Origin of the sequence: Streptomyces laurentii, assembly GCF_040635425.1 — a bacterium.
GTDB lineage: Bacteria > Actinomycetota > Actinomycetes > Streptomycetales > Streptomycetaceae > Streptomyces > Streptomyces laurentii.
Genome location: NZ_JBEYHT010000052.1, coordinates 45,831 through 59,047, shown reverse-complemented (window position 1 = coordinate 59,047; position 13,217 = coordinate 45,831). Strand labels below are relative to the sequence as shown.

Sequence of the window (13,217 nt, the reverse complement as noted above, 5' to 3'; positions counted from 1 at the left end):
TTCAGCCACGTGATCATTCTGATCGCCCGGAGCTGCCAACCGCAGCGACCGGGCGACTCGTCACGAGAGGCGAAGGTTGCCTGATGCGGCACTAGGATTTCCTAGCGCCTGATTGCAGCACCGCACCATGATCATCTCCCACTCGTCTCCCACCCGGGAGACCGGGAGGCGAGCAGTCAGAAGTGCGCACCTGCAAAGTCGGGAGCAGTAAGGAGGGCCCGCACAGCAGCAGCTGTGCGGGCCCTTCTGCTTGGCGGCCGGCCCGGGTCAGTCGAGGCTGAGGCGGGCCGGCAGGCCCTGGACACGGCCGGCAAGCGCCTTCTCCGGGTCCGGGCTGATGGTGGCAAGTGCCGCTGCGGCCGTCACGATGACGTTGCTCAGCTCCTTCTCGGCGAGCCGCCAGCGCGGGCGGTGAGGAAGTCGAGGGTGTAGCGGTCGGGGTTGCCGTAGCCGGCCAGGCCCATGAGCTTGCCGGAGCTGGTCCAGCTGCCGAGTCCGAGGTGTTCGGCGACGGTCTCGTAGAACCAGCCCAGCGACTGGCTGAACGGGAACTGGCGCAGGACCTTCAGTCCGTCGGCGGTACCGTGGGCGAGGGTGGCGGAGACGCCGTCGCCGGAGCCGTCGACCACCAGGACGGCGGCCTCGCCGAAGCCGCTGGGGTGGAAGGCGGAGGCGGCGTGCGCGAGGTGGTGCTCGACCACGGTGACCTGCCGGGGCCGGTGGTGGCCGAACAAGGCGGGGTCGAGGAGTTCGGCGATCAGGTCGGCGTCCGTGCAGATGTTGCTCGGCGTAGGCCAGTCCGGGTTGAAGGCGATGGCGATCTCGTCAACGTCGGCCAGGGTGATGCCGGCCTCGGAAAGGCAGTAGGCCGCGGCCACCGCGCAGGAGCGGGAGTCCTTGTGGTGCTTGCGGCGGGAGAAGCACTCCTCCTCGGCGAAGGCGACCATTTTCCCGTCGATGACCAGGCAGGCGGAGGGGTGGAAGCAAGGGGGGAGTAGGGAGCGGCGGTACGGGCCGATTCGGCTGGTGCCCGTCGTCCCCGATCGGCGACCGGTGATTCCCTCCACGACCCTTGCCACAGCAGCCTCCTCAAGGCCTGGGTTCTCGACTGCAGAAGCGGAGGCCCGCGATGCACGAGGACGCCCACGCTCCTGCTGCATACAACCCAGCGACTGGGTCGCTCGTCAGCCTTCGAGCGGGCGGCCCTGTGCTGCCCGCAGGCAGGCCAGACCGGAGATCCGCGTGCGAGCTGACAGTTCGTCTTCGGGGGTCGGGAGCGCGACGGGCATGGACCACACACCGCTGGTCTGGGAGGCGATGCCTAGCGCGACCATCACCTCGGCGAGTCCCATGCCGTGGCCGGGACACGGAGCCCGGCCACGGTGAGTACGTCGGTGCAGCCGGCCTCCTTTCCGGCAACCAGGGCGCGGATCTGGGCCTTGGTTGCCGTCCCGCGCAGCGGTAATCGCGGAGCAACTCAGTTCTCTACCGCATTGCCCTCGTCCGCATGCCGCGGGCGGCGGACCGTTCCGACTTTCCTGCCGGTGGATGTCGGCCGGTGATCGGCCGCGTCCAGCTGCTCGGCGAGCGGGAAGCTGCCGCCATAGTGGGAGGCATGCCCTCCAGGCCGCACCACCCCCGCACCCGCGTCGAAGAACCTCTCGGGCACGAACACCGAGGACCTCGCGCTGTACGGGAGAAGTTCCGGTGCCGTCTGCCGAAGTCGCTGGACGAGTTGCACGGCCCGACCCAGGGGTCGTCGAGCTGCCACTGCGCATGGCCTGGTTCGGGATGACCTCGTACGACTTGGGCAAGCCGCGCCGTCGCGGACTGATCCTGCCCGTGCCCGTTAGACTGACAGGCAATCGACCAACCGCCCACCTTGGGAAGTCAGTTCCACCATGAGACGACAGCAAGGCCCTGCTTCGAGGCTCCTGCATAGAACTCTCGCAGAGCATCGAAATGGTCCTTCAGATACGTTCTGGGCCCGTCGGCGAGGCCTTCGGCCCCGTGGCCGATCAACGCTCCTGCCTCACGCATGTCGAGTGGCAGCACCGCCAGAACGGCCCGGAGGTCGATCTCCCCGAGCAGACCGGAGACTTGCCTGACTCCCAACGCTTCAAGGGCGGCCAGTGCAGGCCCGAAAGGCCCGATGCATGAGGGTGAGCGTTGAGGAAGCCGACATCCATCGCTGCACCGCCGTTGGTGGCCTGTCTGAGCGCGGCAAGGTGCAATTCGCCGACTCCGGCGATCTCGCACGCACGTTCCAGCATGGCTGGCGCCCAGTCGCGGTCGAGACAGTCAGCCGTAGGCGGGGCCCACTGGTGATCACCATCGAAGGACTCCTCGGCGCGTGTCCAGCAGGCGGCGAGGTACTCCGCAGAGACTCGGGCAAGCTGCTGGGTGACGGCCATGGCAACCCGTATCCCGGGGGCGTCCACCCCCTTTTCGAGGACCCAGTCCGTCACAAGATCCCCGACAGAGCCGGAAATTGCGCAGGCCCACGGGGAAAGTCCGTAACGTCGGCCCCGCGCCACCTACAGCGTAGGTGAGCTCGCGACCCGCTTCCCGGTGCGAGGCCCGGGGCACGGTGCGGGTTCTTCTGATCGTGCCCATCCTCGTGAGTGCCCGCAGCTAACCTCCCCTTGTCGGCCAGTTGCGGGAGGCGTGGACATGGAGCAACAGCCTTGGAGTAGCGATCGCAGACTGACCGCGATCAGCAGAACAAGCCTCTCGGCCCCCGCACGGCAAGCCGTGGTCGACAAGCAGGTACTTCCCGGGCTCATGATCCTTGACTACGGCTGTGGCCGTGGGGGCGATGTACGTGCGCTCCAGCATCTGGATTTCCAAGCAGTCGGCTGGGATCCCTTCTACCAAGCCGATACGAGGCTGGAGCCGGCGGACGTTGTTCTCCTCACCTACGTGCTCAACGTCATCGAAGACCCGCAGGAGCGGCGCAAGACCCTGAAGGGGGCTTGGGACCTCGCGGGAACCGTCCTCGTCGCCTCCGCACGACTGACGTGGGAGAAGTCGAAAGTCAGGGGAGAGTCATTCGGCGACGGCCTGCTCACCAGCAGGCAGACGTTCCAACACCTCTTCGGGGCAAGCGAGCTCCGCGCCTACGTCGAGGAAGTTACTGGTGTACGGACAGTCTCCGCAGCACCAGGCATTGTCTACGCGTTCAAGGACGAGAGAGCGCGACTCGGCTACCTCGCTCGACGGATCGCTCCTGACGCGGAGTGGCTCGCATCCGAAGACACGACCTCGTCGATTGCAGCGGTGGTTGACTACGTCGAACGACGTGGGCGACTGCCCCGGATGGAAGAAGTTCCCCAGCCGATGGCCGAGTTGCTCGGCCACCTGCGCCTCAATGAGGTGCGTCGGCTCGTGCGGGACTCTGCCGACGCCAGCAAGGTCGAACGAGGAGGGAAGCGAACTACCCTCAACACCTTGCTCTTCCTCGCCGTCGAACTCTTCAACGGCCGTGGCCCCTTCGGCAGCCTTCCGCTCAGCGTGCAGCTCGACGTCCGTGCCTTCTTCTCCTCCTACAAGGAAGCCTGCCAGCGGTCCGACCGGCTGCTGCTCAAGCTGCGCGACGACGCGTACATCCGCGGAGCCATGAACGCGTCCACAGTCGGAAAACTCACCCCGACCGCTCTCTACGTCCACCAGCGGGCCGTTGACAGGATGCCAACGGTGCTACGCCTCTACGAGCACTGCGCCTCGATCGCCGCCGGCCGTCCGCAGGAATGGACCCTGACCAAGCTCCGCCACCAGGGCCGCGCGGTGAGCTGGCTGGACTACCCGGACTTCGACACCAACCCGCATCCACGGACACTGTCCTCGTACCACGTGGACCTGAAGTCGCTGGAGACGTCCTTCACCTCGTACGCAGACTCCCTGAACCGGCCCCTCCTCCACCGAAAGCACGAGTTCCTGGCCGCTGACGACCCGGACGTCGATCGCTACAAGCGGCTCACGGCAGCGGAGGTGAAGGCGGGTCTATACGAGCACCCTCACCTCATCGGCACAGAGGATGGCTGGGAAGCCGAGCTCGTTCGCTGCGGCCGTGAGCTTCGAGGCCACCGATTGGTGAGGCGCACTGCAGGCTGAGCGATCACGCAGGATCCGGCTGCATCTGCACGATCATCTCTGCAAGTTCTTCAGCGTCCAGGTCAGCAGCTTGGCTTGGGAACCAGGACAGACGGAGTCCGTTCGATGCCAACTCCTCCGGCAAGCCCATAGCTGTAAGCACGTGACTAGGCGTGTATGAGGCACTGGTGCATGCGGAGCCGGTCGCGACGGCAACGTGCTCCTTCAGCCTCACGATGAGTGCCTCGGCGTCGACGCCGTCGAACGACAGGTTGAGGATGTGTGGGACAACGTGGGTTTGATCGCCGTTGATATGGAAACGAGTTTTTTCCAGTGCGCTCAGGATACGGGCGCGAAGCTCCGCCGCACCCTTGCTCCACTGAGCGTGCTCCTTCTGGAAGATCTTCGCCGCTTCGGCTAGCCCCATGATCAGCGGCACCGCCAGGGTTCCCGGCCGCAGCCCTCGCTCCTGGCCACCACCGAACATGATCGGTTGGAGAGGCAACTCGTCAAAGCCCCGGTCGCGGGCGATCAACATGCCCACTCCCTTCGGGGCACCGATCTTGTGGCCACTAACGCTGATCAAGTCGATGGGAGCAGTGAGGTCCTGCGGCACCTTCCCATACCCCTGCGCCGCGTCCACATGAAAGAAGGTCGGAGTCTCACGCAGTCGCTCGGCAAGCTCTACGACGGGCTGGACGACACCTGTCTCATTGTTGACGTGCATCAGTGAGACGAGGAGTGTGTCCGGGCGTAGTCGGTCCATCACAGCATCGACCGTCACGCGGCCGGAGAGGCCAGGTTCGATAAAGTCGACTTCAAAGCCGCGGGACTGAAGATGCTCTAGCGGCTCGATGACTGCCTTGTGCTCGATGGCCGACGTGATGACGTGACGCCGGTCACTCTGCTCGCCGTAGGAAGCGAGGCCGAGCAGCGCGATGTTGTTGCTCTCGGTAGCGCCGCTCGTAAAGATCAACTCGTCTGCATCGGCATCGAAGGTCCTGGACAGGTACTCGCGCGCCTGCTGCACTGCCCGCTTCGCGCGGCTGCCGTATGCATGAGTGCGGCTGCCCGCGTTGCCGAAGTCTTCGGTCATCCAGTGCAGCACGACTTCGGCCACGCGCGGGTCCACGCGCGTGGTCGCTGCCGCGTCGAGATACGTCACCATTAGCTCCACCAGACCTCTGTGCGTTATTCCAGGACACCGTGTACGTGTAATGCCTGACGTACGATACCGTTACGCGGGTGGGATCACCGTCACCTTCGCAACTCGTTGACACCGCCACGTCTTCCGGCTTTGACTACATCTTTCCAGCCATCCGGGGCGTCCAGGCGGGGCGCGAGTTCTACGTGTCCATGTGTCCGCTTCGACTCATCCCGAAGATCTTCCTCTTCGATGAAGATGAGCTGGCGCCTGAGGTTCGCGCCCAGAGAGTCCTGAACAAGGGGCGCCTCCCGGCCCTCACTCGGTACATTATCGACAATCCGGACAATTACGTCTTCAGTGCGCTCACCGCTTCCGTCGACGGCGAGATGCACTTCGAGGGCATCTCGGACAGCGGAGTCGGGATGCGGGCCGGCCAGATCCGCATCCCGATGGCGGCCCGCTTCCTCATCAACGACGGTCAGCACCGCCGAGCAGCGATCGAGCAAGCACTCAAGGAGAATCCTGAGCTCGGGGAGGAGACGATCGCTGTCGTCTTCTTCCGTGACTCGGGCTTAGCTCGATGCCAGCAGATGTTCGCTGACCTCAACCGCCACGCTGTGCGACCGCCGCGGTCCATCGGGGTGCTCTACGACCACCGCGACGACCTGGCGATCATTGCCAGGCTCCTCGCGATGAGGTGCCCCGTTTTTAAGGGGCACGTTGAGATGGAGAGCAGCACTCTCGCCCAGCGGTCTCGCAAGCTTTTCACCCTCAGCTCCGTCTACTCCGCAACTCAGTCGCTGCTCCAAGGGTTGGAGATCAAGAAGGAGAAGGCGCAGGAGCTTGCGGAGCAGTTCTGGGAGGCTGTCGACGAGGTCATCCCTGAGTGGGATCTAGTGCGCCGCCGAGAGCTGGCAGCAGCCGAGGTGCGCAAGGACTACATCCACACGCATGGCATCGCTCTCCACGCTATCGGCAGGATCGGCAACACTCTCCTCCGGGGTTCTGAAGCTCCCAAGATCTGGCGACCGAAGCTGATTCGGTTGAAGTCAGTGGACTGGACTCGAACCAATTCGGATTGGGAGGGGCGCGCACTCATCGGCGGGCGCGTGTCGAAGAGCCATCAGAACCTGAACTTGACTGTGAACTACCTCCGACAGCACATGAAGCTCCGGCTGAGCCCCGAAGAGCAGCGTGTTGAGGACGCATATCTACGAGGAGACGCATGAGCACACCGACACGGACAGCCCCCTTCCAGGGGAGGCGCATGTCTGACGTCGTGAACGAGCTGACGGAGGAGGTCCGCGAGCTCTACACGGCGGACGAGGTGCCCTGGGTCATTGGATACAGCGGCGGCAAGGACTCCACGGCTGTTCTCCAGCTGGTGTGGCTTGCACTGAAGGATCTGCCGGCCGAGCAGCGCAACAAGCCCGTGCACGTGATCAGCACCGATACCTTGGTGGAGAACCCGGTGGTCGCCGCCTGGGTCTCCCGGTCGCTGGAGACGATGGGGAAGGCGGCGCAGGAGCAACAGCTCCCCATTGAGCCCCACCGTCTGACGCCAAAGGTTGAGGACACCTTCTGGGTAAATCTGATCGGCCGTGGCTACCCGGCTCCACGCCCGAAGTTCCGCTGGTGTACGGAGCGAATGAAGATTCGGCCTTCAAATACATTCATTCGTAAGGTAGTTCGCCGCCACGGCGAGGCCATCCTCGTCCTCGGCATCCGCAAGGCCGAGAGTCAGGCTCGCGCCCGAGCCATGGCCAAGCATGAGAAGGGCCGCGTACGGGATCGTCTCTCTCCTAACGGAAATCTACCCAACTCCCTTGTCTACAGCCCGATCGAGGACTGGACCAATGACGAGGTCTGGATGTTCCTCATGCAGCAGTCCAATCCTTGGGGCCATAAGAACAAGGATCTGCTGACCATGTATCAGGGTGCGTCGAGCGACTCCGAGTGCCCCCTGGTCGTGGATGACACCACCCCGTCGTGCGGCGACAGCCGATTCGGCTGCTGGACTTGCACCCTCGTGGACCAGGACAAGTCGATGGCTGCCATGGTCAACAACGACCGGGAGAAGAAGTGGATGGAGCCGCTCCTGAAGCTCCGAGACGAGCTTGACGATGTGTCGAAGGAGAAGGAAACCCGAGACTTCCGGCGTATGGACGGTCGGGTTCAGCTCTTCAATGACCGCGTCATCCCCGGTCCTTACACTCAGGCCGCTCGTGAGAAGTGGCTCCGCAAGTTGCTTGAGGCCCAAGCGATCGTGCGGAAGAAGGCTCCTGAGGACATGAGCAACATTGAGCTGATCACGATGGAAGAACTCCACGAGATCCGCCGGCTCTGGATCTTCAAGAAGCATGAGGTGGAAGACTCTCTCCCCAGGATTTACGAAGAAGCTACGGGAGAAGTTTTCCCGGGGAAGCCTCTCGATGAACAACTCGTTATCCGTGCTGGCGAGATCGAGATCCTGCGTGAAATCTGCGACGGTGACGAAATCCATTTCACGATGGTGCGCGAACTTCTGGCTGTCGAGCGGGAGTACCGGACAAAGACTCGTCGCTCCGGACTCTTTGAAGCCCTTCAAAAGGTGATCGAGAAGGGATTCTATAAAGACGAGCAAGACGCGACAGAATTCGCCAAGCGTAGGCGAGAGGCCCTTCAAGGAAATATCCAGCAGGAAGCCAAGACTGAGCCCCAGGCCCTGCCGCTAGACGAAAAGACGAACGACGATGCTCCTGCATAACATCACCCTGCGCGACTTCGGCGCGTACCAAGGTGAACAGCGACTTGAACTGCGCACGGAGCCCGGGCGGCCGATCGTCCTCATCGGTGGGTTGAACGGTTGCGGCAAGACGACACTGCTAGACGCCATCCAGCTGGTCCTGTACGGCCCCAAGGCAGACTGCAGTGGTCGAGGGAATCGTGCATACCTCGACTACCTCCACCAGTGCATCAATAGGAAGGCCAACATCGCCGAAGGTGCATCGATCGCACTGGAGTTCTCCGTCAGCGTGGAGGACAAGGAACGTGACTACAGGGTGGTCAGGAACTGGTACGTCAGCGGCAAGGCGGTGAAGGAAGTCCTCACAGTCTTGATTGATGGCGAGTTCAGCCGCACCATCACGGACGGATGGGCAGATCACGTCGAGACGATTCTCCCCATCGACGTAGCCTCCCTCTTCTTCTTCGATGGCGAAAAGGTTGAGTCGCTCGCAGATCCTGAGCGCGCAGCCAAGGTCATCGAGTCCGCGATCCAATCCCTGCTCGGGGTGAGCGCGATGGGACGGATCCGAAACGACCTCAAGGCCCTCCAGAATCGCCAGCGCCTGTCTGAGGAAAACCAGGAAGTCATCGACAGGATCCGCTTGCAGGAGCAGGAGCTGGCGCAGGCCACCCAGAACGCTTCGGATATCAAGCAGCGGTTGGGTGGTTACACGTCGCAGCTGGACGTCTGCAAGTATGACCTCCATAAAATTGAGAGTGATTTCGAGCGCGCTGGCGGTAAGGAATTTGAGCGCAGCAAGGAACTGGAAGCCGAGCGCGATCGCATCGCAGAGCAGGCTAAAGCAACGAACAAGGCTCTCATTTCCATCGCCGAAGGTTCCCTCCCTCTCCTGCTGCTACAGGAACAGCTCGTGGGCGTGAAGCAGCAAGCGCAGTTGGAGAAGGAAGCCGACGACGCCTCCCGGGTCATCGGGGTCCTCGAGCAGCGAGACGAATGGCTGCTCAGTCAGCTCGCGGACTCCCTGTCCGCAGAGGCGCGTACGGCGCTTAAGAGGAAGCTGACCACCGAGCGGAAGAAGCGTGCGGCCGCGGCGGACCTCGAGCAGAGTCTCGGGCTCCCACACGACGCGCTGATGCAGCTCTCCGCCCTGGACCAGGCGCTGGTATCCGATACCGCTCGGGCACGTGAACTGCTACAGGAAGCCTCGGACGTGGCTGAGGTCTTGGCGTCGGCAGACCGGCAGTTGGCCGCGGTCCCTGACGAAGTGCTTATCAAGGACCTGGTCACTCGGCGCAGGGCTGCCATGGAGAAGGTCACCGTCGCGCAGGCGCAGGTGGACCGCGGCGAAGCTTTGTATGCGGAGGCAGAAGCACGCTGTGTCCGCATGGCCGGCGACCTGAAACGAACGCAGCGAGATCGTGCGGTTGCCGAGTGGCGCTCAGAGTGGCTCGAGCGAGTCATCGAGTACTCGGAGAAGGGCCGCAACACGCTGGAGAAGCTCGGCGCCGCTCTACTCGACCGCCACATCGAGAACGTGGAAGTCGCGGTCCTCAGGAGCTTCAACACCCTCATGCGTAAGCAGGGACTCGTCCGCGACATTCAGATCGACACGGACAAGTTCACCCTCGTGCTGACCAACTCTGACGGAGAAGCAATCGATCCTGGCAGGCTCAGCGCCGGCGAGCGCCAGCTTCTGGCGGTGTCGCTCCTGTGGGGGCTGGCTCAGGTCGCGGTCAACCGGTTGCCCAGCATCATTGACACCCCGCTTGGTCGACTGGACAGCCGACACCGCCAGCATCTTGTGGACCGCTACTTCCCCAAGGCGGGACGGCAGGTACTGCTCCTGTCTACTGACGAAGAGATCGACGAGCACCTGTTCAACCGTTTGAAGCCCCACCTCGCACACACGTACACACTCGTTCATGACGACAAGAGCCTCACCACCACGGTGGAATCCGGCTACTGGTGGACCGAGGGAGCCCAGCATGTCGCTTGAGACAATTCGCCTCTCCCAGACTGCCAGGGACCAGCTCGTGTGGCTCAAGCGGCACACTGGGATCACCCATTGGAATGTGCTGTGCCGGTGGGCGCTGGCGCTGTCCCTGCGGGACGGTTCGACTCCGCTGGTGAAGGAGATCGTCACCGATTCCAACGTTGAGATGTCCTGGAAGACCTTCGCCGGGTCACACGGTGACATCTACCTTGCGCTCCTGAAGCAGCGGTGCATCGCCGACGGAGAAGAACCCACAGACGAAGCTGTGTCGCGCACGCTTCTCGTTCACATCCACCGTGGCGTTGGCTTCCTCCACGGACGTTCAGACCTGAGGAGTATCAGCGACTTCGTGTCGCTTGCTGTCGTCTGACAGAGGAGCGCCCGGTGGCCATGGGGCCTTCACCCCTTGCCACCGGGCGCCCTCGTACCCTGTTCCTGCTCGCTAGAGGACATCCTTGATCTTGGTCAGGTACTGCTCCGTGAAGCCGCCCCACCACTTCCGGAGTTCGCCGTACTGATCGATCGGGGTCTCGTGCATGGCCTCCGCCTTCGCGTAGGCCACGAGAAGTAGGACGATGGCCTCGATGGCTCGCCGTGCGGTGGCAGCCGTTGAGGAGGCATTGGCCGTGCTGTCCTTGGCCAGCACCTGCAGCGGTTCGTACATCTCGCGGTAGAAGCCATGGCGTTCATTGAGACGGATGATCGTCTGATCGCCGAGGTGGGTGAGCTGGAAGAGCTGATCGCCGGGGAAGTCGACCGTCTCAATCACGAACGGCAGATCCTTGATCTCCTGAACGTAAGCCTCCTTCTCCTCCTGGGACGAGCCACGCCCAGCATCCTTCGCCAGGTACTCGTACTCCTTCTCACGCTGCTCAGGAGTGGGCACGTGCTTGACCCGGCTTTTAGGCATCGTCCGGTCCGCCTCCCTCACCGCGCGCGCGATGGGCGCGTTCTCCCCGGACTTGACGGCGTCCTTTCGGGCTTCGACACCCCACACACGCTGGATCTCCTCGCGGGCCTTCGGGATCACACTCTTCGCGATGGTGTCCAGCGTCTTGCGGAGCTCGTCAGCCGGCACTGCTCCGCGCTTCACGTTGCGGACGCCCATCATCCGATCCAGCTCGGGTGTGAAGTGCACCTCGAAGCCGATGTACCGATCCGGAGTCTCGATGGAACCCGGGAAGAGCTTGGCCACGCGGCCGTAGCTGATCTCCCGGTCCAGCCGCATGAAGCTGATTTGCCCCTCTTCGCCGTTGCCCGGTACGCGGAGCTTCTTGGCGAGGGCATCGCCGCCGGCTCCCTTGTGCCGCAGGACCTCGGGCGGCGCCAGGGTGATGACGACCCTGATCTTGTGGTCCGACCCCTGAACCTTCACCTGCTCGTTGAAGAACACCTGACCGTGGAAGTGCAGCTCCTCCCCGTCCTTGCGAGTGACCTCGCCTGCTCGGGAGAGCTCCTCGGTGAGCACGTGGTCCACCCATGTGCCCTTCCGCAGGAAGGTCGGATCATGGGGCTTGAGGTTCAGCTGGTCAACACTGATGGCGATCCCTCCGCACAAGAACTCCCGGAAGATGCGGGACAGTTCCTTGTTCAGTTCGTTCCGCACGTGGTCCGGGGTGCTTCGACCATGGCCGTCGGAGACACGGTCGATCTTCGACCACAGGACCAACGTTCCGGAGCCTTCAGGGAAGTGCTCCTCCAGATGAGGCGGCAGAGGCTCGTCGTCCGGCGGGTTGATGCCGACAGCCTCCCCCCGCTTCTCCGCGTCAATACCTTCGAGGAGGTCGAAGGAGACGTGCCTGATGGCGTCGCTGTCGGCCGTACGTGACCAAGCCTCGATGCGCGTGCCCACGCTGAGGCCGGCGAGCTTGGCACCGACGCCGAACTTGCCGATGGTCTTCTCGGACATGAACCGCTTCGAGAAGCCCAACTGCAGGTAGTGATGCAGGGTGTCATCATCCATGCCTTCGCCGTCGTCGATGAAGGCGATCTGGTCGATGGCCTTCCTCCGGCCCTTCATCACTTCCTCGGTGAGGATCTGGATGTTGTTAGCTCGGGCTTCGATACTGTTGTCGATCACCTCACCCACGGCCGAGGGAAAGTTGTGACCGGACTCGCGGAGGCTCAGGAGGGCCTGTCCAGACAGGACCACGGGGATGACGTCCTTGCTGTTCTTGCTCATGCTGTACTCCTGATCTAGGGGTGTCGAGGGTGAGGAAAGGCCCGGAGCAGAGCGCGTGCAGTGGCCTGCTCAGGGCAGAACGGGCACCGACGGCCTGTGCCCGCGGGGCTGGCGGGGTGGATCTGGTTCCTGATTGAGCTGCCCGCGGAGCGGTACTGGTGGAACCAGAAGGACTCGGTCGCGTAGGCCTGGAGGGAGTTGCGGGCTGGCGCTATGACGAAGTGGGTCGCGCCCCCGCGCAACGGATGACGGGACAGCCTTCGGCGAAGGCAGGTATCTGACCGCCCAACGTAGAGGGCCTGGACACCTTGTTGTGTGTGCTCCAGCAGCAGGTACGCGCCGATGGTCCCGGCGGGAATCTGCATGCGCACGACGCTTCGTATGAAGCGAAGGGCCACCTTGGAGCTGCCCCTGTACGGTTCTCCTAACCGAACGGGGGTGCTGCGGGACTGACTCATGCGGTGATCCCGCTGATCAGTGAGCGAGCGTGCTCTCGGAGAGCGCGACGGGCACGCTCAACCGTCGCCACGGATACCCCAATCTGCCTCGCCGAACGAGGGACGGTCGCCATGTCGAGCATGCCCTGGAGACAGTCGGGACCATGAGGGCCAAGGGTTGCTGCAAAGGCAGCCAATTCCCGGAGGGTTTCCGACACGAGGGCTCGGGCCTCGGGAGTGTCGTGCGTGACCATTTCGACTACGAGCGAGCCGTCTGCTGCAGTGGCGGATGCGCGACGACGCCCGGCGTCTGCCAAAGGCCGGCAGGCGGCGCTCCGGCGGGCGTTGGCCTGCGAACGGCGGAGCGTGCGACGTGCGTCACGGATGACGTTCCGGCACAGGAGGTCAGGGTTGTCCGCCACGCGCTTCGGACCGAGCGAGAAGCTCAGGGCAGTGTCAAGGACGTCCAGGTACTCCCCGTCCCAGGCCCTCTTCGTGCTCTCCTTGTACAGACGACGCATCGTCTCGATGCGCACGTCGTTGAGCTGGAGCATCAAGCTCCTCCCCGGGTGCCCGGCTACTGTAAGCCGGACCCACTCAGTTGTGACCCACTCTCCCTTTGGCCGTTGTCGCCGTAC

General features: G+C 63.4%; 10 protein-coding genes. 5 read left to right on the top strand and 5 right to left on the bottom strand.

The features are described from left to right. Window positions 1-377: 377 nt before the first annotated feature. Together ABZ693_RS27230 and ABZ693_RS27225 are read right to left on the bottom strand one after the other, a co-directional pair. Window positions 378-947, bottom strand: a complete 570-nt coding sequence (locus ABZ693_RS27230; RefSeq protein WP_359882335.1) for a carbamoyltransferase N-terminal domain-containing protein — start codon at window positions 945-947, stop codon at window positions 378-380. Between the two features lie 530 nt (window positions 948-1,477). Beyond that, window positions 1,478-1,675 carry a hypothetical protein gene (locus ABZ693_RS27225; RefSeq protein WP_359882332.1) on the bottom strand — a complete coding sequence of 66 codons (198 nt, stop codon included), beginning with the start codon at window positions 1,673-1,675 and terminating at the stop codon, window positions 1,478-1,480. Window positions 1,676-2,673: 998 nt separating this feature from the next. Here ABZ693_RS27225 and ABZ693_RS27220 point away from each other — a divergent pair. Beyond that, window positions 2,674-4,113, top strand: coding sequence for a DNA phosphorothioation-associated putative methyltransferase (locus tag ABZ693_RS27220; protein WP_359882329.1), 1,440 nt, complete (start codon window positions 2,674-2,676; stop codon window positions 4,111-4,113). A 4-nt stretch (window positions 4,114-4,117) separates the two neighbouring features. On the opposite strand, the gene dndA is transcribed toward ABZ693_RS27220, so the two are convergent. After that, window positions 4,118-5,260: a cysteine desulfurase DndA gene (gene dndA, locus ABZ693_RS27215; RefSeq protein ID WP_359882327.1), complete on the bottom strand. Its 1,143-nt coding sequence runs from the start codon at window positions 5,258-5,260 to the stop codon at window positions 4,118-4,120. 77 nt (window positions 5,261-5,337) lie between these two features. Here dndA and dndB point away from each other — a divergent pair, with 77 nt between their 5' ends. The 4 genes from dndB to dndE are packed head-to-tail and all read left to right on the top strand — an operon-like array spanning window position 5,338 to window position 10,330. Further along, the gene (gene dndB, locus ABZ693_RS27210; RefSeq protein ID WP_359882324.1) at window positions 5,338-6,468 is read left to right on the top strand and encodes a DNA sulfur modification protein DndB; all 1,131 of its coding nucleotides are present in this window, start codon (window positions 5,338-5,340) and stop codon (window positions 6,466-6,468) included. Further along, on the top strand, window positions 6,465-7,985 hold the full coding sequence (dndC, locus tag ABZ693_RS27205; protein WP_359882321.1) for a DNA phosphorothioation system sulfurtransferase DndC: 1,521 nt from the start codon (window positions 6,465-6,467) through the stop codon (window positions 7,983-7,985). Before dndB ends, dndC begins: the two co-directional genes overlap by 4 nt. Continuing rightward, window positions 7,972-9,963 (top strand): DNA sulfur modification protein DndD, encoded by a 1,992-nt coding sequence (gene dndD, locus ABZ693_RS27200; RefSeq protein ID WP_359882319.1) that lies wholly within the window; start codon window positions 7,972-7,974, stop codon window positions 9,961-9,963. The genes dndC and dndD overlap by 14 nt, the downstream gene beginning before the upstream one ends. Beyond that, window positions 9,953-10,330, top strand: coding sequence for a DNA sulfur modification protein DndE (gene dndE / locus ABZ693_RS27195; protein ID WP_359882316.1), 378 nt, complete (start codon window positions 9,953-9,955; stop codon window positions 10,328-10,330). Before dndD ends, dndE begins: the two co-directional genes overlap by 11 nt. Window positions 10,331-10,402: 72 nt before the next feature. Here dndE and ABZ693_RS27190 read toward each other — a convergent pair whose 3' ends face one another. Next, window positions 10,403-12,142, bottom strand: a complete 1,740-nt coding sequence (locus tag ABZ693_RS27190; protein ID WP_359882313.1) for an ATP-binding protein — start codon at window positions 12,140-12,142, stop codon at window positions 10,403-10,405. Window positions 12,143-12,596: 454 nt separating this feature from the next. Then, complete coding sequence (locus ABZ693_RS27185) at window positions 12,597-13,133, bottom strand: hypothetical protein (RefSeq protein ID WP_359882310.1); 537 nt, start codon at window positions 13,131-13,133, stop codon at window positions 12,597-12,599. Between the last annotated feature and the right edge of the window lie 84 nt (window positions 13,134-13,217).